This window comes from Rudaea sp. (genome assembly GCF_036560865.1).
GTDB lineage: Bacteria > Pseudomonadota > Gammaproteobacteria > Xanthomonadales > Rhodanobacteraceae > Rudaea.
In genome coordinates, this window is the sequence record NZ_DATBQK010000107.1 from 1 (window position 1) to 21308 (window position 21308).

Sequence of the window (21308 nt, forward strand, 5' to 3'; positions counted from 1 at the left end):
CATGTCGATGGCGTGGGCGACGTTGACGAAGTGTCCCGGCGCATATTCGCCGCGCTGCCGCTTCAATCAAACACCGAGGTCGCGCGCTAGCGCGACGATCACCCCCCTCTGTCGCATGCGGGAGAGGGCAAGGGGTGAGGGCGCAGCCGTTAAAGACGCACGTATGCCACCTGTATTCCTGATCGTTCGCGATATCCTGCTGCTGCGCCGCGGCCCGCAGGATCTGCCGTATTCGACGCAGACGCTGGCCGCCGTCGTCGCGCTGTGCGTCGTAATGCAGATCGGCGTCGCCCTGTTCGCGCACGAGGTCTCGCTTGGCGGCGTGCTCGGCGGCGCATTGCTCTGGCTCTGCTTCACCCTGCTGACCTTGAACCTGCTGCTGAGCATGCGCGGCTTGCGCAGCCGTTTCGTGCAGACCGCGACGGCCTTGCTCTCCTGCGCGCTGGTATTCACTGCGATCAGCGCGCCGATCGCCCTGCTTGCGGGCGATCCACCGGCGACGCCAGAGCAGATGACGCCGCTGCAACTGCTGCTCGGCGCAGTCTCGCTGCCGCTGCTGATCTGGAAAGTCGTCGTCGATGCGCACGTGTTCCGTCACAGCCTCAACCTGCCGTTCGCCGGCGGCATGCTGATCGCCGTGCTTTGGATTATCGCCGCGCTGCTGCTGAGCGGATTCGCAGGCGCGCCCGCCGCCGCATGAGCGCCGCGCGGTGAAATTGCACATCCTCGGCATCTGCGGCACGTTCATGGGTGGCATCGCTGCACTGGCGCGCGAGTCGGGCCACGAAGTCGCCGGCTCGGACCAGAACATCTATCCGCCGATGAGCGATCAGCTCGCCGCGCTCGGCATCGCACTGAAATCAGGCTATCGCGCCGAGCATCTGGGCAGCGCCGATCCGGCACAGGTTCCGGATCTGGTGATCGTCGGCAACGCCTTGTCGCGCGGCAATCCGGCGGTCGAGCACATGCTCAATGTGCGCTTGCCGTACGTGTCCGGGCCGCAATGGATCGGCGACAACCTGCTCGGCGCGCGCCGCGTGTTCGCGGTCGCCGGCACCCATGGCAAGACGACGACGACGGCGATGCTGGCTTGGATCCTCAAGGCCTGCGGCCACGCGCCGGGCTTTCTGGTCGGCGGCGTGCCGGAGAATTTCGGTGTTTCGGCGCGCCTTGGCGACAGCGAAGACTTCGTGATCGAAGCCGACGAATACGACACTGCGTTCTTCGACAAGCGCTCCAAATTTGTCCATTACCACGCGCAGATCGCGATCCTCAACAACCTCGAATACGATCACGCCGATATTTTCCCCGACGTCGCCGCGATCCAGCGTCAGTTCCATCATCTCGTGCGCAGCGTGCCGGGCAATGGCCGGTTGATCGTCAATGCCGAGGATGCGCGGCTGGCCGAAGTGCTCGCGATGGGTGCGTGGTCACCGGTGACGACGTTCGGCATGGACATCGGCGACTGGCGCGCACGCCTGATTGTCGGTGACGGTTCCGAATTCGCCGTGCTGCACGCCGGCCGTGAAGTCGGCAGCGTGCGCTGGCCATTGATCGGCCGCCACAATGTGATGAACGCGCTCGCCGCGCTCGCCGCCGCGGACGCGGGTGGTGTCGATATCGGCAACGCGATTTCCGCACTCGCCGATTTCCGCAGCGCCAAACGGCGCATGGAACTGGTCGGCGAAATCAATGGTATAAAAGTATACGACGACTTCGCCCATCATCCGACCGCGATCGCGACCACGCTGGCCGGCCTGCGCGCACGCGTCGGCAACGCGCGCATTCTGGTCGGCATGGAGCCACGCTCCAATTCGATGCGCCTGGGCGCGCACGCCGCCGAACTGGCGCCGAGTCTCGCCGACGCCGACGCCGTGGTTTTCCTGCAGCGCCCCGAACTGGCCTGGGACGCGGAGAAAGTCACTGCCGCCTTGAACGGTCGCGGGCATACGGCGCCGACGGTCGCTGCACTGATCGTCGCACTGCGCGAGCAGGCGCGTGCCGGCGATCACATCGTCTTCATGTCCAACGGCGGATTTGAGAATGCGCCGCGGAAGTTTCTGGCCGGATTACAGGATGCGCACTTTCGTTGAGCTGGTTCACAGAGCTAGCGCGAATCTTCGCCACCGCCCGCTCGGCGCAACTCGCCACCGCCGCGTTTCTGGTTGTTTGAGAACACGCTACCGTTCTTGTGTGTCTCTAAAACACGAAGGGCTGAGTTAGTCCTGCCAAGCAATTTCTATCGTCACCACAAAAATTCTTGCGCGCTTTTTCAGTTGAATCGCGAGCGCACTCAGCAATCTGCGCACGGCCATCGGTCGGTGCCTGCAAGCATGCCCGTACCGCAGCGGCATAAACCCCAAAGATATTTTTCTTGTCGGAAAAACGATCATCGCTGACAACACCCAGCGCGGCCTTTTTGAACGTTTCCAGATATGGCGAATCCAACTTGTCGTAGGCAGAGGCGGCGCTGACCGTATATATGTTTGTTTCTTGAATCAGACGTTTCACGACATCTATCCGTTCGTGCATCGCCACGAGGAATGCGCAAAAGGAAGGTATTGGTGACGGCCCTATCGGCAAAATGGTCAGCCATGTTTCCGTATGCCTTCTGATAGGCATAGATACCTGCCACGGCCCCAATAGCCACTGCAATTACAAAGCCACCCAATAGCGATAACGCGATAACCATCTTCTTCATGGAATGCTTCTCATCGATCTCGTAGGCCTAGAGATTCTGCAAAAAGCGGGCGCACCCGACAAGGGTAAGCGTCACGTTCTTGCGACACTTTCGCAGGCGATGCGCCGCGTCGGCCGATCCGATATAGATTTGGTTATCGCAACGGTTCCGTCAACGCGAGGGTTTTCCCATGCTAAAGATATCGATGATGTTGATCATGGTCGTCCTCGCGACGTGCCCGACCGCGCAATGCAAGGAGCAGAACGGCGCTGGCATTTCGACCGCCGCCATCGGCGCCTTGTTGGCAGGGCGCTACGACAATTCCGCGCAGGTGGCGCAGGCGCAGGGCAAGGCGACGGCCGAGAATCCCGCTCCGCCGCACGTGACCGTCGCCATCGAACCTACGCAACAGCCGGACTGGGCGCTGTGGCGCGTGCACATGGATGTCGATGCGGATACCGCGCTCGACGCGGTCTGGGCGATGAATACCTCGCGCCGAGCCTTCGACAAGTCGCTCGCACTTATTCCCTACACCCTACGTCCTTCCGTGAATGCCGCAACGGTGAGCGCTGCGGCGTTCGATGAGACGCAGTGGCTTTCGCTCGAAGCCTGCGCACTGCGCGGCGATTTCGGAAAATCGCGCATCAATGCGCACTCGGAGGGCGAGCCGTGTGCGGCCGCCGGCATGGGCATCGGTGGCAAGCGCGCGTTCCTGCCGGCCAGCATCGAGCGCGAAGGCGATCGGCTGCGTGTGCAGTTGATCTTGCGCGGCACTCCGTTGCGCGTGGACGCGCGCCGCTTGCCTTAGTGATGCGACCAGCTGAAGTTTGAAATACCCCACACGTTGGCTGGCGCGGAGATGCCCTCCTTCCCCTGCGCAGCGGGGGAAGGTGCCGAAGGCGGAAGGGGGCGCTCCTGCTCTTGATCGGGCATGGTAAAAAGCGCCCCCATCAGCCCTACGGGCAGCTTCCCCCGCTGCGCAGGGGAAGCGACCGCAAGGGTTCTGCGCTCTGAATTATTCAACGACAAGTAGTGGGTTCAAATATCACAGCGCCACATCAATAGCACCTTGGCTGCAGGGAAACCGGAGCGTCTTTTCGGCGATGCTAAACTGATGGTGTGACCGCGACTGCGCCGACACTGGATATTCCGCTGTTTCCGCTCAGCACGGTCCTGTTTCCCGGCGGGCTGTTGAGCCTGCGCGTGTTCGAGCGGCGCTACCTCGACATGGTGCGCGATTGCGCGCGCGGCGGCGATGGTTTCGGTGTCTGCCTGATATTGCAGGGAAGCGAGGTCGGCGAGCCCGCGATGCCGGCGGCGATCGGCACGCTCGCGCATATTGTGGATTTTTATACTCTGCCCGACGGGCTGCTTGGCATCCGCGCCAGCGGCGGTCGACGTTTTCGCGTCGATCGTTCGCGCGTGCGCGACAACGGCCTGGCCCACGCGCTGGTGCAGGTGTGGCCGGACGAGGCCAGCGTCGCGATTCCACCGGAGTTTCTGCTGCTGGTCACGATCCTCGAACGCCTGCTGGAGAAGACCGGCGGGCCGCACAGCAAGGCCGCGCGCACGTGCTTCGACGATGCGGCCTGGGTCGGCTTTCGTCTGGCCGAAACGCTGCCGCTGGAAAATGCCGAGCGCCAGCATCTGCTGCAGATGAGCGATCCGCTCGAAAGGCTCGCGCAACTGGTGCATTATCTGCCGCGCTTTCAATCCGCCTGAAACTCTCGCGTAGTCACCTTCCGGAATCCGCGCATGAATACCCTGCATGGCAAAACCCTGTTCATCACCGGCGCCTCGCGCGGCATCGGCTTGGCGATCGCGTTGCGCGCAGCACGCGATGGCGCGAACGTGGCGATCGCGGCGAAATCCACCGTGCCGAATCCGAAACTGCCAGGCACGATCCACAGCGCGGCCGCGGCGGTCGATGCGGCTGGCGGCAAGGGCTTGGCGATCAAATGCGACATCCGTGAAGAAGCCGAAGTGCAGGCCGCGGTCGCGCAGACCGTGGCGACATTCGGCGGCATCGATATCCTGGTCAACAATGCCAGCGCGATCTGGCTGCGCGGCGCGCTCGACACGCCGATGAAGCGTTTCGACCTGATGAGCCAGGTCAATGCGCGCGGCAGTTTTCTGTGTGCCCAGGTTTGTCTGCCGCATCTGTTACAGGCATCCAATCCGCATATCCTGACCCTGGCGCCGCCGCCCTCGCTCGATCCGAAATGGTGGGCGCCGCACACGGGCTATACCCTGGCCAAGATGGGCATGAGTTTCGTCACGCTCGGGCTAGCCGCGGAATTCGGCGCGCAGGGCGTGGCGATCAATGCGCTGTGGCCGCGCACGATCATCGCGACCGATGCACTCAACATGATTCCCGGCATCGATCTCGCGCGTTGCCGCAAACCAGAAATCGTCGCCGATGCGGCACATGCAGTGCTCACTCGTTCGGCGCGCGGATTTTCCGGCAGGTTCCTGCTCGACGAAGACATGTTGCGCGAAGCGGGCGTCAGCGATTTTTCCGCATACGCCGTCGATGCGACGAAGACCCCGCTGGCGGATTTGTTTCTGGAATAAAGTGGAGAACGAAATGCGCTATTTGCACACCATGGTGCGCGTCCGCGATCTGGACGCATCGCTGAAATTCTATTGCGAGGGTCTCGGTCTCTTGGAGACGCGGCGCCTAGAAAACGCCGCCGGAAAATTCACCCTCGTATTCGTCGCTGCGCCGGCGACCCCCGACGCGGAAATCGAGCTGACCTACAACTGGCCCGCTGCGGACAGCGCGCTGCAAGAGGATTACGGCAGCGCGCGCAACTTCGGTCATCTCGCGTTTCGCGTCGCTGATATCTATGCAACCTGCGCGCACCTCGCGGCGATGGGCGTGACGATCAATCGTCCGCCGCGTGACGGGCATATGGCCTTTGTGCGTTCGCCGGATTTGATCTCCATCGAATTGTTGCAGGACGGGCATCTGCCGCCGCAGGAGCCGTGGGCTTCGATGCCGAACACAGGATCGTGGTGATGGCGCACGCGACGACGGCCGAACTGCTCGGCGCGGGCCGGCACTATTACCTGCCCGTCTACAAGCCGCGCGAGGTGATCCTCGATCATGGTCAGGGCTCGCGCATCTGGGATCGCGACGGCAAGGAGTACGTCGATTTTTCCGCCGGCATCGCGGTCAATGGCTTGGGTCACAATGACCCGGACCTCGTCGCGGCGCTGACCGAACAGGCCGGCAAGCTTTGGCATACGAGCAATGTCTTCTACAGCGAACCGCCGCTGCGCCTGGCTGAAGAACTCGTGCGCGCTTCGCGTTTCGCGCAGCGCGTGTTCCTGTGCAATTCGGGCGCGGAGGCGAACGAAGCGGCGATCAAGCTGATCCGGCGCTGGGCCGCCGCGCAAGGTCGTGTGCCGGAGCGGCGGGTGATCGTCACTTTTCGCGGCAGCTTCCATGGCCGCACGCTCGCCGCGGTCACCGCGACCGCGCAGCCGAAGTATCAGGAAGGCTACGAACCGCTGCCCGGTGGATTTCGCTACGTTGATTTCAACGATCTCGCGCAAGTCGAAGTGGCGATGGCAGATGGTGATGTCGCCGCCGTGCTGGTCGAACCGATTCAGGGTGAAGGCGGCGTGATGCCCGCTGCGGACGGTTTTCTGCGCGGTTTGCGCGCCCTTTGCGATCGCCACGGCGCCTTGCTCGCTCTCGATGAAATCCAATGCGGCATGGGACGCACCGGCGAGCTGTTCGCGCACTGGCAGGATGGGATCGTTCCCGACATCGTGACCTTGGCGAAAGCGCTCGGCGGCGGTTTTCCGATCGGCGCGATGCTGGCCGGACCGAGAGTTGCCGAGGTGATGCAGTTCGGCGCGCACGGCAGCACGTTTGGCGGCAATCCGCTTGCCGCAGCGGTCGCGCGCGTGGCATTGCGCAAATTATCGTCGCCGGAAATCCTGGCCAATGTCGCGCGTCAATCGGCGGCGTTGCGCGCCGGTCTGGATGCGATCGACGCCGAGTTGAACCTGTTCACCGAGGTACGCGGCCGCGGTCTGATGCTCGGCGCGGTGCTTGCGGAAAAATATCAGGGCAAAGCCGGCGCGATTCTCGATCACGCCGCCCAGCAGGGCCTGCTGGTGTTGCAAGCCGGCCCCGATGTGCTGCGTTTCGTGCCGCCATTGAATATTGATGATTCGGATATTGCCGAAGGCTTGGCGCGTCTTGCGCTTGCGCTGCGGGACTTTGTCGTCGCTCAAACGCGCGGCTGATTTTTGCGGATGAAAAGGCGGCTGCCTCTATCCCGCCGCCGCGATGCGAAACGCTGCGCGCGCCGCTTCGAGCGTGTCGGCAATATCCTGCTCGCTGTGCGCCATCGACATGAAGCCCGCTTCGAACGCGGAGGGCGCCAGATACACGCCGCGTTCCAGCATCGCGTGAAAGAAGCGATTGAATGCGGGCACGTCGCAAGCCGTGGCCTGAGTATAGGTTTCCACTTTTGCCGAAGTGAAGAACAGGCCGAACATGCCGCAAACGCGGTTGCTGCTGAACGGCACGCCCGCATCCAGCGAAACCGCGGCCAGGCCATCGGACAGCAGATCGGTCTTGCGTTCGAGTTCGGCATAGAAGCCCGACGCCTGGATCACTTCGAGCATCGCCAGACCCGCGGCCATCGCGATCGGATTGCCGGATAGCGTACCGGCCTGATACACGGGGCCTGACGGCGCGATCTGTTCCATCAAGTTGCGCTTGCCACCGTACGCACCGACCGGCATGCCGCCGCCGATGATCTTGCCGAAGGTGGTCAGATCGGGCGTGATGCCATACAGCGCTTGCGCGCCGCCGAGTGCGACGCGGAAGCCGGTCATCACTTCGTCGAAGATCAGAATCGTGCCGTGCTGCGTGCACAGATCGCGCAGGCCCTGCAGATAACCGGCGCGCGGCGGTATGCAATTCATATTGCCGGCGACCGGCTCGATAATCAGACAGGCGATCTGCTCGCCGCACTGCGCGAACAATTGTCTGGCCGCATTGAGATCGTTGTAGGGCAAGGTCAGCGTGAGATCGGCGAGTGCCTTGGGTACGCCTGGCGAAGTCGGTACACCGAGAGTCAGCGCGCCCGAACCTGCCTTCACCAGAAACGCATCGGCATGACCGTGATAGCAGCCTTCGAATTTGACGATCTTGTCGCGCCCGGTCGCGCCGCGCGCGAGGCGGACCGCGGCCATCGTCGCCTCGGTGCCTGAATTGACCATGCGCAGCATTTCCACCGACGGCACGATGCGCGTGATTTCCTCGGCCATGCGCACCTCCGCCGGACACGGCGTGCCAAACGACAGTCCCGCGCGCGCGGCTTGCTCTACCGCGGTGCGCACCTGCGGATGGTTGTGGCCGGCGACCATCGGGCCCCACGAGCCGACATAGTCGATATAGCGTTTGCCGTCGACATCCCATAGATAGGCGCCATCGGCATGGTCGGTGAAAAATGGTTCGCCGCCGACCGACTTGAACGCGCGCACCGGCGAATTGACGCCACCCGGCATCAGGGGCTGCGCGCGTTGAAACCATTCGTGACTGCTGATCATGTTTATCGAATTCCCTAAAATGCTCTTTGCGGCTAACTGTTCTGTTGCTCTTGTTTCGAACAATCCGGAATACCTTTTCGCCGCCAGAAAAGGATCGGGCACGGCGAACACACCCGAGATCGCCGCGAGAAAATCCGCGCCTGCGTCGAGCAGAGGCTGCGCATTGTCGGCGGTGATGCCGCCGATTGCCACCAGCGGTAGGCCGAACGACTGCGCCTCGCGCAGCAATTCGACTGTCGCGCGTTTCGCACTGGGCTTGGTCGGCGACGGATAAAACGCGCCGAAAGCGAGATAGTCGGCGCCGTCTGCGGCAAGTTGTCGCGCGCGCTTGATCGAGTCATAACACGACACGCCGATGATCGCGTGCGCGCCAAGCCGGGCGCGAGCCGCGGCGAGTTCGCCGTCGAGCTCGCCCAGATGCACGCCGTCGGCGTCGGCCGCGAGCGCCAGTTCCACGTCGTCGTTGACGATCAGCGGCACCCGATACTGCGTGCAGAGCGCACGCAACGCGCGCGCCTCGGCCAGCCGGCGTGCGTGCTCATGGGTCTTGTCTCGATATTGCAGCAAGGCCGCACCGCCGCGCAGCGCGGCCGCGACCGCTTGCAGCAGGTCGGGGCGCGGCCCGTCGGTGATCGTGTACAGGCCCTGGCGCGGCATTCTCTCGTGCATGCGCTCTAGTGTAACGGTAGAATGCGCGCCTTCGATTTCCCTTCGCACATCGATTCATGAGCGCAGTCCCGCAAGCCGACACCACCCCATTCCGCAAATTCATGTGCGTGGTCTGCGGATTCATCTACGACGAAGCCGAAGGCTGGCCGCTGGACGGCATCAAGCCCGGCACGCGCTGGGAAGACGTGTCGGAAACCTGGACCTGTCCGGACTGCGGCGTGACCAAGTCCGATTTCGAGATGATGCAGATCGGTTGAACGATCAGTTCAAGCGCGGCAGCGCGCTACCCAACTCGGCCAGTTGCATGGCGATGCTGTCGGCGTCCTCGGCCTGCGGCATCAGCGCGAGATAGCGGCGCAGATCCTCGCTCGCCGCACGCACGTGATCGAGCTTCAGGTAAAACTGGCCGCGATCGCGATATTCACCGGGCTGGTGCGAGTCGAGCGTGAGCAGGCGATCGCAGCAGCGCAGCGCCTTGTCCCATTGCTCGCGCTCGCTGTAGACGCCTTTGAGATTGCGCAACATGCGCGTGAGAATCGCGCGATGGCTGGCCGGCTCGAGCATGCGCGCGAGGCGCGCGTCGTCGATATCGTGAGTGTCCAGATGCGTGCGTGCGCGCCGGCGCAGTTCGGCTGCGTCGAGCGAACGGCCCTTCTGGAACGGATCGAGCACGACGATGCCCTCGTCGAGCGGCAGGCGCACGAGGAAATGTCCGGGGAACGACACGCCTTCGAGCGGTACGTCGAGCCGGCGCGCGAGCTCGATCTGCACCACGGCGAGCGAGATCGGATTGCCGAGGCGGCGATCGAGCACGTCGTTGAGGTAGCTGTTGCGCGGATCGTAATAGTCTTGCTCGTCGCCGCTGAAGCCGAGGTCCTCGAACAGGAAGCGATTCAGGCAGCGCAGTTGTTCCGCCGGCGTTTCGGTCGGGTCGAGCACTTTGCGCAGACGCTGGCCGTACTCCTGCAGCTGCGTTTCGTAGTCGGCCGCGGGCAGCGCGGGATATTCGTCCTTGGCGATCAGCAGCGCGGAGGCGAACAGCGGAATGTCTTCGTCCTTGGCGCCGCGCAGATGCAGCCACGGGTTTTCGAGCAGGGTCTTATTCATTTTTTTTGGTCTCCGGGCAGGAGCATGGTCCGATATTACGCGAAAGCCGAGCACGATGTGCAAAGCGCATGAACGTCAGCGAAATGCCTCAACTGCGTCACCTGCAATCCATGCGCGCGTGTTTTATTGCTGGTGCAACAATGCAAGGAATCCACAATGTGGCAATTTGTACCGTTGTCCGACGACATGCTTTACGGTGCGGGCGGCACGCCCGGTCCGCTGGTGCCGTATCGCTCTGGGGTGGCCTGCTGGCGCGCGCTGAGCGATGTCGCGCAACCGCAGGCGGTGGCCGTACGCGGCGCAGCCGCGGACCGCGAAGCTCAGCGTTGCACCGACAGCGTATCGCCGGGTTTCACGCCGAGCTTCTCGGCAACGCCGGCGTTGAGCTCGAGCACGTACTGCGCCGCACCGCTGGACGGGTAGATCGGGCAATCGTCGCCCGCGCTGTGGCAGGGCGGGGTGCGCAGCGCCGCGCTGACCAGTTTGTAATTCTGGTCGAAGTATAAAATGTCGAGCGGGATGTGCGTGTTCTTCATCCAGAACGTGCGCTGGGCCGGATCGCCGAACACGAACAGCATGCCGTGATCGTCCGCCATGCTGTCGCGGAACATCAGGCCACGCTGACGCGCCGGTTCATCGCTGGCGACCTCGATGTCGAAGCGGTGACCCTTCAATTCGACGGAAGGGCCGGCCGCATGGATCGTGCACGCGCCGAGCAGGCCCAGGGTCAGCAGCGGCAGATGCAGAGATCGGGATTTGTGCATATGTTTTCCGCTGGATTGAATGGTTGCAACCAGGGCGCGACTCGTCACGGCATCAGCTCGCCGCCAATTAGAACCACATCGGCGCGCCGATGCGCGAACAGGCCGACGCAGACCACACCGGTGATTTGATTGAGCTCGGTTTCAAGTGCGGGCGGATCGGCAATTTTCCAATCGTGCACATCGAGAATGATATTGCCGTTGTCGGTGACAACGCCGTCGCGCCACATCGGTCGACCGCCCAGCTTGACGATCTCGCGTGCGACATGGGTGCGCGCCATCGGAATCACTTCGATGGGCAGCGGGAACTTGCCGAGCACGTCGACGCGTTTGCTCGGATCGATCATGCAGACGAACTTGCGCGAGGCCGCCGCGATGATCTTCTCGCGCGTCAGTGCCGCGCCGCCGCCCTTGATCAGATTCTTGTTGCCATCGCATTCGTCCGCGCCGTCGACATAGAGCGGCAGTTCGCCCGCGCTGTTGAGATCGATCACGCGAATGCCCAGCGCCTGCAGCGCCACCGTGCTTTTTTCCGAACTTGATACCGCGGCCTGAATGCGCTCGCGGATTTTTCCGAGTTCGTCGATGAAGTGCGCGACCGTCGAACCGGTGCCGACGCCGACTATGCTGCCGTCTTCGACGTAAGCCACGGCAGCCTGCGCGGCGAGGCGTTTTTGCTGCTCCTGCGCGGTCATGCGGCTGTGCCTTCGAGCGACAGGATAAAATCCCATTGCGCTCTGGTCACCGGCAGTACCGACAGCCGGTTGCCGGCACGCACCAGCGCGAAGCCGTCGAGTTCGCGTCGATCCTTCAACTCGGTCAGCGCGAGCACGCGCTTCAGCTTGCGCTTGAACTTCACGTCGACCAGGGACCAGCGCGGCTCCGCGCGCGTGGACTTGGCGTCGAAGTAATCGCTTTTCGGATCGAACTGGGTCGGGTCAGGATACGCCGAAGCGACGACGCTGGCGACGCCGGCCACGCCGGGCTCGGCGCAACTGGAGTGATAGAACAGCACGCCGTCGCCGGCGCGCATCGCGCGCATGAAATTGCGCGCCTGATAATTGCGCACGCCGCTCCACGGCTCGGTCTTTCGCTGGCGCAAGTCGTCGATCGAAAATTCGTCGGGCTCGGATTTCATCAACCAGTAGTTCATGGGCTGATCTCAGGGGCGGTGCAATCGATCAATTCGCGCTCGGTCGCAACGTAGTCCATGGGCACATCCCACGCCTGGAGTTCGAGCGTAGGCAGTTCCTGGAAACTGTAGCCGATTCCGACGAGCAATGGCGATGCAGGGCGCGCCACCTCGCGTAGAAAAGCAAAGCTGCGGTCGTAATAACCGCCGCCACTGCCGAGGCGGTGCCCGCGCCGATCGAACGCGATCAGCGGCACCAGCACGAGTTCGATCGCGCTCGGCGCGAGCAGTTCGGTTTCCGCGCACTGCGGTTCTGGGATGCCATAACGATTCGCGCGCAGGGTCGCGTTCGCCAGCAGCGGCGCAAAGCGCAGATAGTGACCCCTGGCGATGACCGGCAAATGATAATGCTGGCCGCGCGCGCGCAGGCGCGCGACGGCGGCATGCAGTGGCAACTCGCCGCCGACCGCCCAATAACCGGCCACGCGCTCATCGACGAGAAATTCCGACAGTTGTTCAAGACAGTCGACGACCGCACTCGCTGCGGCGATGCGCTGCGTCGGCGTCAGCTGCGCACGTGCTCCGCGCAAGCGCGCACGCAACGAGTCAGGAGATTGCGGATTCACGCCACGGTCCCGCGGGAGCGTGGCATGCACAGGGACTGCGCAAAAAGCACGTCCTCCGCGATGCCGGTGCACACCGAACGACCTTGATCCCGAGGATCAGGTGGGAAGGCTCGCGGATCGTCAGGCTTTCCGCTCATGGCGGACATGCGCACGGATCTTGGCACTGCCATCCCGGGGTCGTATATAGGAACAAGGCAATATTGTTTGGTGCGCTTATCGTGCACCGCAGGGGACGCGTGGCTATCTTACCGGCGTCGCGAGTGCGCCATCAAGCTTTGCGCGCAGTGCGTGCAGATGCTGTGCCAACGCACCGCCGTCGATTTCGTCGCGCTGTTTCAATTGCATCAACTCGTGCGCGATGTTCAGGCCGGCCATCACCGCGATGCGGTCGACGCCTTGCGTGCGTGTGTTGCCGCGCACTTCGCGCATCTTGCCGTCGAGATAGGTCGCCGCGGCGAGCAGGCCGGGGCGTTCCTCGGGCGTGCAGGCGATCAGGAATTCTCGATCGAGGATGTTTACCGCAACGGGTGTGGCTTCGCTCACGCGTTGTTCTCCAACGAGCGCAGGCGCACGATCATCGCCTCGACGCGCGAGCGCGCCTGTTCGTTCTTGACCAGCAAGCTCTGGCGTTCGGCATTCAGCTGTTCCTGGCTGGTGCGCAGGCTGCGGTTCTCTTCGCTGAGGCGATGGACGATATCGAGCAGGCGATCCAGACGTCCGCTGATATCGACAAGATCGGTGAGTGCGGCGGCAGTTTGCGGCATCGGCAGACTATATGCGCGCCGCCGCGGACGGTCAACGCGCGCGCGCCGGCCGGCGCCCGGCCGCTGCTACAATGACACCCCTCCCACAGCGATCGACCATCTGGCGTGACTGTTCCGATTACTTACGCCGAGCTGGGCGAAATCCTCGCCCGGGCGCATTTCGGCGTTGGCGCAAGCGACTTGCACGGCTCGCTGACCGGCTATCTCTGCGGCGGCGGCAGCGCCGATGCGCGGCACTGGCTGGGCGCACTCGAACTTGAGCCCAATGAGACCCTGCCCGAGGCCATTCCACCGGCCGTGCTCGAGCGCTTGTACGCTGAATGCGCGGGTTGGCTCGACGATCCAGAGCTTGGCTTCGAGCCGCTGTTGCCGCCCGCGGACACCACGCTGGAAGTGCGTGCGGATGCCCTCGTCGACTGGTGTCGCGGCTTTCTCGGCGGCCTGGGTCTGGCCGGTGCCGGCCATCAGGGCGCGCTGTCGGCCGAGGCGCAGGAAATCCTGCGCGACTTCGCCGCCATTGCGGGTACTCGTTTCGAATACAACAACACCGAGGAAGACGAAAGCGCGCTGACCGAGGTGGTCGAATTCATCCGCGTCGGCGCGCTGCTGCTGCATGCCGAACTGCACGCGGCGCCCACCGCGGGGGCGACGCTGCACTAGGGGCAGCTGCTCGTGATGTGGGCTGGGGACAGGTTTTGTGCAGGGCACTTTTGCACTTTTATCATTTTATCTTTTCCGGACTTTCGCCATCGCGCCAGCATCCATGATCGACCGCAAGGAATATGCCCGCCGCCGCCGACAGCTGATGCGCATCATCGGCGACGATGCGATCTGCATCGTGCCGGCCGCACCCGAGCGTCTGCGCAACAACGACAGTCACTATCCCTACCGGCAGGACAGCGATTTTCAGTATCTGACCGGGTTTCCGGAACCCGAGGCGGTACTCGCGCTGATCCCCGGCCGCGAGCACGGCGAAACGATCCTGTTCTGTCGTGAGCGCGATCGCGAACGCGAGGCTTGGGACGGGGCGCGCGCCGGTGCGGAAGGTGCGGTGCAGGAATTTGCCATGGACGACGCGTTTCCGATCGGCGATATCGACGACATCCTGCCCGGCATGATCGAAGGCCGTTCGCGCGTCTACTACCACTTCGGCCGCGACGCCGAGTTCGACGTCAAACTGATCGGCTGGGTCAACCGCGTGCGCGGGCAGATCCGCCAGGGTGCGCGCGCGCCGCACGAGTTCGTCGCGCTCGGCCACATCCTGCACGATCTGCGCCTGTACAAGACGCGCGACGAGCTGCGCGTGATGCGCAAGGCCGCGAAGATCGCCGCCGAAGCGCATGTGCGCGCGATGCGTGCGACGCAGCCGGGCATGAACGAACACGAGATCGAGGCCGAACTGCTGCACACGTTTCGCCGACATGGGGCGGTCGCATCCTACGAACCGATCGTCGGCGGTGGCGCGAACGGCTGCGTGTTGCACTACCGCGCGAACAACGCGCCGCTCAGGGACGGCGATCTGCTGCTGGTCGACGCCGGCGCCGAAGTCGAGTGCTATGCCTCGGACATCACGCGCACCTATCCGGTCAACGGCCGTTACTCGCCGGCGCAGCGTGCGCTGTACGAGATCGTGCTCGCGGCGCAGCGCGCGGCGATCGCGGAAGTGCGGTCGGGCCGCCCGTTTATTGCCTATCACGATGCGGCAGTGCGCGTAATCACCGCAGGTCTGATCAAGCTCGGCCTGCTCAAGGGCAGCGTCGACAAGAACATCCGCGAGCAGACCTATCGGCGCTTCTATATGCACAAGACCGGACACTGGCTCGGTCTGGACGTGCACGACGTCGGCGACTACCGCATCGACGGCGAGTACCGCGAACTCGAGCCGGGGATGGTGGTGACGGTCGAGCCGGGAATTTACATCGCACCGGACGCCAAAGGGATACCGGCGCAATGGCGCGGCATCGGCATTCGCATCGAGGACGACATCGTGGTTACGCGCGGCGAGCCCGAAATCATCACGGCGGCGGTGCCGAGCGACCCGGACGAGATCGAGGCGTTGATGGTGAAAGCGGAAAAGCCCGCCGCGAAGGACGCCAAGAACGCCAAGAAAACATGAAAACGGAATTTCTTCCTGGAATCTTTCGCGTCCTTTGCGTCTTTTGCGTTGGCGTTCTTTTTCTTCTTGCATCTGCCAAAGGTGCAGCCACCCAGGCCGTGAACTATGGCCTGTTCGGCGACGTGCATGTGGCCACGCCAGCGGGCGAACCGCGGCGTACGATCGTTTTCATCTCCGACAAAGACGGCTGGAACGCGCGCGCGGAAACGCTGGCCAACGCGCTCGCCGCCGATGGCGCGCTCGTGTTCGGCATCGATCTGCCGGCCTATCTGAAACAGATGCTGTCGATCAAGGACGCATGCTCGTTTCCGTCCGCGCATATCCAGGAGATGAGCGACTGGATGCAGCGCCACCAGAATCTGAAAAATTTCACTTATCCACTTTTGCTCGGCGATGGTGCGGGCGCCGCGTTCGCCTACGCGGTCGATGCGCAGGCGCCGAAAGGCACGTTTGCCGCACTCGTCACCCTGGGATGGGATTTTTCCCTGCGCCTGCCCAAGCCGTTGTGCAAAGGCGATGCGGGCGAGATGACCGCAGCCGGCACGCACGGTGAGTTCCACATCGTGCCGGTGGCAGCGCTGCCGAATCGCTGGTTGCCGTTGCCGTTCGCGGTCGGCGCGCGGCGCGATGGCGCCTTTGCTGCGTTGGATACGCTGGAGAAAAAGTTGCTGTCAGCGTCGCCGGAGTTGAAAACGCAGGCGGCCGAAGCCGCGAGCGAGCTGGTGCAACGCGTAGCCTGGCTCAGCGCGCCGGCGGTTGCCGAAAAGCCGCTGTCCGTCGACGTCGCCGATCTGCCGTTGATCGAAGTGCCGGCGCGCGGCGAGTTCGCCCAGCGTATCGCGATCATGCTGACAGGCGACGGCGGCTGGGCCGGCCTCGATGTCGCCGTAGCCGATCAACTGGCCGCGCGCGGTATCGCCGTGGTCGGCTTGAACACCTTGAAATTCTTCTGGCAGACGCGCACGCCCGACGCGGCCGCCGACGCGCTCGCGCGCATCATCGGGCACTATGGCGCCGAGCATCCCGCGGCGGACTTCGTCGTCATCGGTTATTCGTTCGGCGCGGGTCTGGCGCCGGTCGTCGTCAATCGCGTGCCCGACGCGGTGCGCGCGCGCATAGCCGCCCAGGTGCTGATTTCACCGGATGCCGAAGCCGTGTTCGAAATCCATGTCGGCGACTGGTTCGGTTCCACCCATCACGAAGGCGCGCTGCCACTGGCGCCGGAGATTGCGCGCACGCAAGTAGCGGTGATCTGCGTGCACGGCGCCGATGAAGGCGCTGACAGCTTTTGTCCGAGCATTGCCGGCAAGCCGAACGTGAAGCTCGTCGTGCTGCCTGGCGCGCATCACTACAACGGCGACTACGATGCGCTTGGCGCGAGCATCGCGGCGAGTCTGCCGGCAAAACTCGCGAGTGCCGCCGGCAAGCAGTAAGCCCGCCGCTGCACGTTGCATAACGAAAGGTTAACTGCCGATTGTTCACAGTCTTTCGCGTGCTGCGGCTTGGCGAGGTCCAACGAGTGCTGGGCAAGCTCGCCGCAGCGGAGCTAGAATCGGGTCGAAAGCTGATCCAGCGCAGCAGATATCAGCAGCGAAGAATTGCTGAACGCTGCGACACATCGATCCGCGGATTTCCAAAGGAGGCTTGCCATGCGAATTCTGATTGCCAGTACCGTGCTGATCGCCGCACTGTCGGCGGGTTGCAGCTCTTCGTCGGCGCCACCGCCTCCTCCCGCTGCCCCGGTGATCGCCAACGCCGTCACCGGCACGGTGATGCTGCGCGACCCGCGCGAGTTGAGTGCGGCCGCGAAAATCGATCTGAAGGTGGTTGATGTGGCGCAACCTGAAATCGTGCTTGCGCAGACGACGATCACCGATGTGAGCAAGCTGCCGGTTTCCTTCAATCTGCCGATCGATCCGTCCAAGGTGGATCCGAAGCGCACCTATGAGATCGATAGCGTGCTGACCGATGGCGACCGACGTTTCCTGCCGGTCCTGCATTATCCCGTGCTGACCAACAAGGCATCGGCCAAGGCGGACATCCAGCTTGCGCCGGAACCGACCCCGGGCGAGAAGATGTTCGAGGAATACCGCAAGGCATTCGCGCAGACCGGCACGCTCAAGTCGATCAGCGGTTCGTCGCTCAACGACAATTCCACGACGGCGTGGGATGCGTTTTTGTCCAACGGCAAGGTGAAGGTGATGCGCGAGATCACCGAGCTCGACGACGACAAGGGCCGCATCACCTACAAGATGGCTTATCAGAACGACAAGCCGTGGGTCGTGGTGAGAGAAGAGTCGCCGGCCCATTCGAACCATGCCTATGCCACAGCCAAGGCCGGCTGGAGCGACGACGGCACCCTGGTGTTGAAGGAAAAGACTGCGAACAATCAGACCAGCGAAGTCTCCGCGGACGAGGCGAAGGCGATGTACAGCCACGCGCAAGCCGCGCTGGACATTTCGCAGGGCCGCGCGCCGCCGCCGAAGAAGACGGTTGCGCAAACCGACACCAAGAAGAAAAAACACAGGTAGTTCCGCTGGGGCATGGCGAGGGCCTTGGCGGCTTTCACCACGTGCCGCATTCCATATCGGACCTGGCAACGATTTGCACAGTCGATCAAAACGCGCTGTTCAGACCGCTGAACTTCAGCGAGTGACAATCAGTGGCCGGTCGTCGACCGGCCCTGGTTCACGCGGCCCAGCAGCACGGTCGCACCGGCGAACACGCTGGTGTCGTGCGTGGCATGCGCAAGTCCGTAAGCCATGCCGAAATCGAACACGAGATGCGCCGAGCGGTTGTAGTTGATCGCACCGAGCAGCTGGCTCTGCGTCGCCGCACCGTGTTGCTGGGTACCGGAAAACTCCACTGCGGCGCCCCAGCCTTGCACCAATGACCAGGACACGGCGCCGGCCCACGCGCTTTGCCATGCCGACACGCCGGGCGCGTGCGTGGTGTAGCGTGTGCCGCCGGCGTTCAGGTCGATATGTACGGGCCCGGCGTCAACGCTGAAGATGCCATTCACGATTGTCGCCGGCTTGCCTACGCCGAGACTGTGCGCCGCCGTCGGCACGATTTCGCCGGCTTCGAATCCGAATGCGGCATGCTCGCTCAGCGGAAACGCCTGCTTCCATTCGACACTGAGATCGCCGATGCCACCACTGGTTCTCGCCCCGACTGGCGCGCTGGTCACGTAGGCATTGCCGCCGACGAGGATGCCATAGTTTTCGCCGATCGCATATTTGACCAGCCAGGGCACGCTGGCGCTGCGCGAATCATCGTCGGCATGCGTGTAAAGACCGCCGAACTCACCCTCGATCCAGCCCGGATTGGGCAGACTGGCGGGGTTGGAAACGGTCGGCCGATACGGTGTGACGGCCGGTTCGCTATCGGAACTGTCGTCGTCCGCGCTCGCGGGCACCGGCACGCTCAGCATTAGCAGCACGCAACTTGCGGCGATGCGGGCGGGTTTGAAGCGACGTCGCATCTTGCTCAAGCGACGCGACGCTGGCCGTGGCGTTTGAGATGCACGAGCAACAGCGAGATCGCAGCCGGCGTGACACCCGCGATGCGCATCGCCTGTCCCAGCGTCTGCGGTTGGCTGCGTTGCAGTTTCTGCAGCACTTCGGCGGAAAGGCCGTGCACCTGTGCGTAATCGAACGCGACAGGAATGGCGGTTTCCTCGTGGCGGCGCTGACGCGCGATCTCTTCGTTCTGGCGTTCGAGATAACCCGAATACTTGGCCGCAATTTCCACCTGTTCGGCGACGCGCGCATCGTCCACGCCAGGACCCAGGGTGGCGACACGCATCAATTGCGCATAGTCGAGTTGCGGCCGGCGCAGCAGATCGAGCGCATGCGTTTCGCGCGAGACGCTGATATCGAGCGTCGCCGCAAGCTCGGCCCCGAGCGCGTTGCCGGGCGCGGCCCAGATCGCGGACAGGCGCGCGCTTTCGCGTTCGACCGCATCGCGCTTGCGACAGAACGCGGCGTGGCGTTGCGCATCCAGACTGCCCAGCTCGAAGCCTTTCCCGCTCAGGCGCAGATCGGCATTGTCCTCGCGCAGATGCAGGCGATATTCGGCGCGTGAGGTGAACATGCGATACGGTTCGCTGGTGCCGTTGGTGATCAGATCGTCGATGAGGACGCCGATATACGCTTCATCGCGGCGCGGCGTCCACGGTTCCTTGTCGACCGCTGCACGCGCGGCATTCAGGCCCGCGATCAGGCCCTGCGCGGCGGCTTCCTCGTAGCCGGTCGTGCCATTGATCTGGCCGGCGAAGTAGAGCCCATCGAGCGCCTTGGTTTCCAGCGAGGCCTTCAATCCGCGCGGATCGAAATAGTCGTATTCGATCGCGTAGCCCGGCCGCGTGATGTGCGCGCGCTCGAAGCCCTTGATCGAACGCACCAGATCGAGCTGGACGTCGAACGGCAGCGACGTCGAAATACCGTTCGGATAAATCTCGGTCGTGTTAAGCCCTTCGGGCTCGATGAAAATCTGGTGCGAGGATTTGTCGGCAAAGCGCACGACCTTGTCTTCGATCGACGGACAGTAACGCGGGCCGACGCCTTCGATCTTGCCCGTGTACAGCGGCGAGCGGTCCAGTCCGGCACGGATGATTTCATGCGTGCGCTCGGAGGTATGCGTGATCCAGCACGGCACCTGACGCGGATGATCCTCGATCGAGCCGGCGAACGAGAACACCGGCAGCGGCGTATCGCCCGGCTGCTCCTGCAAATCCGCATAGTCGACGCTGCGTCCGTCGATGCGCGGCGGCGTGCCGGTTTTCAGACGGTCGACCGTGAACGGCAGTTCACGCATGCGCGCGGCGAGGCGGGCGGCCGGCGGATCGCCGGCGCGGCCGCCGGCGTAATTTTCGAAACCGATATGAATCTTGCCGGCGAGAAAGGTGCCGGCGGTCAGAACCACGGTAGAGGCACTGAAACTCAAACCCATCTGGGTGACGACGCCCGTCACCCGATTGCCGTTCAGGGTCAGATCGTCGACTGCTTGCTGGAAAATCTGCAGATTCGGCTGGGTTTCCAGGCGCTGGCGGATATAGGCCTTGTACAGCGCACGGTCAGCCTGGCAGCGCGTCGCGCGCACTGCCGGTCCTTTCGAGGCGTTGAGGATGCGCCACTGGATGCCGGCGCGATCCGCGCCTTGCGCCATCACGCCGCCCAGCGCGTCGATTTCCTTGACCAGATGACCCTTGCCGATACCGCCGATCGCGGGATTGCAACTCATCTGTCCCAGGGTCTCGATGTTGTGGGTCAGTAACAGCGTACGCGCGCCCAGGCGCGCGGCGGCCAGCGCGGCTTCGGTGCCGGCATGACCACCACCGACCACGATGACATCGTATTGAGTACTGTTGATCTGCATGATCCGCGATTGAGCAGGCGACACGCCGGCTACCAAACCCTTGATTCCACCCCTGGGCGGTGGTTTCGTCTGCGGAAAGCATACCAAACTCGTCTTGGCACGGTTTCTGCTGCTATTGCTCCGCACTCCTTGCAACGCACAGCTTGCGCGTTCGCGCGCTGTCAATTGGGCTCAGGGGCCGATTTGCGTCTGCACGCGAGGAAGCAGTAAGGGACGAAAGCGGAAGGGATTTCAGGAAGAAAGGCTGGCGCCCGGCGGTCTTAGGAACAGGGGGAATCCAAGAGGACCGTATGCCGGGCGCCAGTAACCCAATTCTGCGGCGACAGATTGCACGCAATCGTGCCCAACTTCAAGGAGTGTCAGGTCCTTCTTTGCGAGCTTAATGGCTCCAGATCTCGCAAACTGTGATTGCGCGCGCAGTGTAAATCACGCAGCGATTCCGAATGTGAATGACGCATAAAGCCGCAGCTCGTGTCAGGTTCTGACCTCCAGCGTCA

23 protein-coding genes, 1 other RNA gene and 1 pseudogene are annotated in these 21308 nt (G+C 63.4%); 12 read left to right on the forward strand and 13 right to left on the reverse strand.

Annotated elements, in window-relative coordinates:
- Nucleotides 1-163 precede the first annotated feature (163 nt).
- Both VIE67_RS11055 and mpl read left to right on the forward strand, forming a co-directional pair.
- Complete coding sequence (locus VIE67_RS11055; protein ID WP_332026161.1) at nucleotides 164-700, forward strand: hypothetical protein; 537 nt, start codon at nucleotides 164-166, stop codon at nucleotides 698-700.
- A gap of 10 nt (nucleotides 701-710) precedes the next feature.
- Nucleotides 711-2093, forward strand: coding sequence for a UDP-N-acetylmuramate:L-alanyl-gamma-D-glutamyl-meso-diaminopimelate ligase (gene mpl / locus VIE67_RS11060; protein WP_332026163.1), 1383 nt, complete (start codon nucleotides 711-713; stop codon nucleotides 2091-2093).
- A 106-nt stretch (nucleotides 2094-2199) separates the two neighbouring features.
- On the opposite strand, the gene VIE67_RS11065 is transcribed toward mpl, so the two are convergent.
- On the reverse strand, nucleotides 2200-2511 hold the full coding sequence (locus VIE67_RS11065; protein ID WP_332026165.1) for a hypothetical protein: 312 nt from the start codon (nucleotides 2509-2511) through the stop codon (nucleotides 2200-2202).
- A 359-nt stretch (nucleotides 2512-2870) separates the two neighbouring features.
- Between VIE67_RS11065 and VIE67_RS11070 the strand changes: the two genes are divergently transcribed.
- The 5 genes from VIE67_RS11070 (at nucleotide 2871) to VIE67_RS11090 (ending at nucleotide 6943) form a co-directional block, all read left to right on the forward strand.
- The gene (locus tag VIE67_RS11070; protein WP_332026167.1) at nucleotides 2871-3488 is read left to right on the forward strand and encodes a hypothetical protein; all 618 of its coding nucleotides are present in this window, start codon (nucleotides 2871-2873) and stop codon (nucleotides 3486-3488) included.
- A 311-nt stretch (nucleotides 3489-3799) separates the two neighbouring features.
- Nucleotides 3800-4402 carry an LON peptidase substrate-binding domain-containing protein gene (locus VIE67_RS11075; protein WP_332026169.1) on the forward strand — a complete coding sequence of 201 codons (603 nt, stop codon included), beginning with the start codon at nucleotides 3800-3802 and terminating at the stop codon, nucleotides 4400-4402.
- A 33-nt stretch (nucleotides 4403-4435) separates the two neighbouring features.
- Entirely contained in the window at nucleotides 4436-5254 is an 819-nt protein-coding gene (locus VIE67_RS11080; RefSeq protein ID WP_332026171.1) for an SDR family oxidoreductase, read from the forward strand.
- Between the two features lie 13 nt (nucleotides 5255-5267).
- Nucleotides 5268-5702 (forward strand): VOC family protein, encoded by a 435-nt coding sequence (locus VIE67_RS11085; RefSeq protein ID WP_332026173.1) that lies wholly within the window; start codon nucleotides 5268-5270, stop codon nucleotides 5700-5702.
- Nucleotides 5702-6943: an acetylornithine transaminase gene (locus VIE67_RS11090; RefSeq protein ID WP_332026175.1), complete on the forward strand. Its 1242-nt coding sequence runs from the start codon at nucleotides 5702-5704 to the stop codon at nucleotides 6941-6943. The genes VIE67_RS11085 and VIE67_RS11090 overlap by 1 nt, the downstream gene beginning before the upstream one ends.
- A 27-nt stretch (nucleotides 6944-6970) precedes the next feature.
- On the opposite strand, the gene hemL is transcribed toward VIE67_RS11090, so the two are convergent.
- Together hemL and thiE are read right to left on the reverse strand one after the other, a co-directional pair.
- Nucleotides 6971-8257 carry a glutamate-1-semialdehyde 2,1-aminomutase gene (gene hemL, locus VIE67_RS11095; protein ID WP_332026218.1) on the reverse strand — a complete coding sequence of 429 codons (1287 nt, stop codon included), beginning with the start codon at nucleotides 8255-8257 and terminating at the stop codon, nucleotides 6971-6973.
- Between the two features lie 54 nt (nucleotides 8258-8311).
- A pseudogene (gene thiE, locus VIE67_RS11100) lies at nucleotides 8312-8926 on the reverse strand (thiamine phosphate synthase); the annotation flags it as partial.
- A 56-nt stretch (nucleotides 8927-8982) separates the two neighbouring features.
- Between thiE and VIE67_RS11105 the strand changes: the two are divergent.
- Nucleotides 8983-9183, forward strand: a complete 201-nt coding sequence (locus VIE67_RS11105; protein ID WP_332026177.1) for a rubredoxin — start codon at nucleotides 8983-8985, stop codon at nucleotides 9181-9183.
- A 4-nt stretch (nucleotides 9184-9187) separates the two neighbouring features.
- Here VIE67_RS11105 and VIE67_RS11110 read toward each other — a convergent pair whose 3' ends face one another.
- From VIE67_RS11110 to VIE67_RS11145, 8 genes are all read right to left on the reverse strand, one after another.
- On the reverse strand, nucleotides 9188-10033 hold the full coding sequence (locus VIE67_RS11110) for a SirB1 family protein (RefSeq protein WP_332026179.1): 846 nt from the start codon (nucleotides 10031-10033) through the stop codon (nucleotides 9188-9190).
- A gap of 320 nt (nucleotides 10034-10353) precedes the next feature.
- Complete coding sequence (locus VIE67_RS11115; protein ID WP_332026181.1) at nucleotides 10354-10797, reverse strand: DUF192 domain-containing protein; 444 nt, start codon at nucleotides 10795-10797, stop codon at nucleotides 10354-10356.
- A gap of 44 nt (nucleotides 10798-10841) precedes the next feature.
- Nucleotides 10842-11489: a ribose-5-phosphate isomerase RpiA gene (gene rpiA / locus VIE67_RS11120; RefSeq protein WP_332026182.1), complete on the reverse strand. Its 648-nt coding sequence runs from the start codon at nucleotides 11487-11489 to the stop codon at nucleotides 10842-10844.
- Nucleotides 11486-11947 (reverse strand): EVE domain-containing protein, encoded by a 462-nt coding sequence (locus tag VIE67_RS11125; protein WP_332026184.1) that lies wholly within the window; start codon nucleotides 11945-11947, stop codon nucleotides 11486-11488. The genes rpiA and VIE67_RS11125 overlap by 4 nt, the downstream gene beginning before the upstream one ends.
- Nucleotides 11944-12552 carry a 5-formyltetrahydrofolate cyclo-ligase gene (locus VIE67_RS11130; protein WP_332026186.1) on the reverse strand — a complete coding sequence of 203 codons (609 nt, stop codon included), beginning with the start codon at nucleotides 12550-12552 and terminating at the stop codon, nucleotides 11944-11946. The genes VIE67_RS11125 and VIE67_RS11130 overlap by 4 nt, the downstream gene beginning before the upstream one ends.
- Nucleotides 12553-12600: 48 nt before the next feature.
- Nucleotides 12601-12787: non-coding RNA, 6S RNA (gene ssrS / locus VIE67_RS11135), on the reverse strand.
- 5 nt (nucleotides 12788-12792) lie between these two features.
- Complete coding sequence (locus VIE67_RS11140) at nucleotides 12793-13095, reverse strand: cell division protein ZapA (protein WP_332026188.1); 303 nt, start codon at nucleotides 13093-13095, stop codon at nucleotides 12793-12795.
- The gene (locus tag VIE67_RS11145; protein WP_332026190.1) at nucleotides 13092-13316 is read right to left on the reverse strand and encodes a TIGR02449 family protein; all 225 of its coding nucleotides are present in this window, start codon (nucleotides 13314-13316) and stop codon (nucleotides 13092-13094) included. The genes VIE67_RS11140 and VIE67_RS11145 overlap by 4 nt, the downstream gene beginning before the upstream one ends.
- Before the next feature lie 105 nt (nucleotides 13317-13421).
- Between VIE67_RS11145 and VIE67_RS11150 the strand changes: the two genes are divergently transcribed.
- The 4 genes from VIE67_RS11150 (at nucleotide 13422) to VIE67_RS11165 (ending at nucleotide 17963) form a co-directional block, all read left to right on the forward strand.
- Entirely contained in the window at nucleotides 13422-13976 is a 555-nt protein-coding gene (locus VIE67_RS11150; protein ID WP_332026191.1) for a UPF0149 family protein, read from the forward strand.
- Between the two features lie 103 nt (nucleotides 13977-14079).
- A complete protein-coding gene (gene pepP, locus VIE67_RS11155; RefSeq protein ID WP_332026193.1) occupies nucleotides 14080-15432 on the forward strand; it encodes a Xaa-Pro aminopeptidase in 1353 nt (450 codons plus the stop codon).
- A gap of 98 nt (nucleotides 15433-15530) precedes the next feature.
- Nucleotides 15531-16865 (forward strand): AcvB/VirJ family lysyl-phosphatidylglycerol hydrolase, encoded by a 1335-nt coding sequence (locus VIE67_RS11160; protein WP_332026195.1) that lies wholly within the window; start codon nucleotides 15531-15533, stop codon nucleotides 16863-16865.
- A 216-nt stretch (nucleotides 16866-17081) separates the two neighbouring features.
- Nucleotides 17082-17963, forward strand: a complete 882-nt coding sequence (locus VIE67_RS11165; protein ID WP_332026197.1) for a YbaY family lipoprotein — start codon at nucleotides 17082-17084, stop codon at nucleotides 17961-17963.
- Between the two features lie 128 nt (nucleotides 17964-18091).
- Here the strand turns inward: VIE67_RS11165 and VIE67_RS11170 are convergent, their stop codons facing one another.
- A complete protein-coding gene (locus VIE67_RS11170; protein ID WP_332026199.1) occupies nucleotides 18092-18874 on the reverse strand; it encodes a hypothetical protein in 783 nt (260 codons plus the stop codon).
- Between the two features lie 47 nt (nucleotides 18875-18921).
- On the reverse strand, nucleotides 18922-20811 hold the full coding sequence (gene mnmG / locus VIE67_RS11175; RefSeq protein WP_332026201.1) for a tRNA uridine-5-carboxymethylaminomethyl(34) synthesis enzyme MnmG: 1890 nt from the start codon (nucleotides 20809-20811) through the stop codon (nucleotides 18922-18924).
- Nucleotides 20812-21308: the final 497 nt, after the last annotated feature.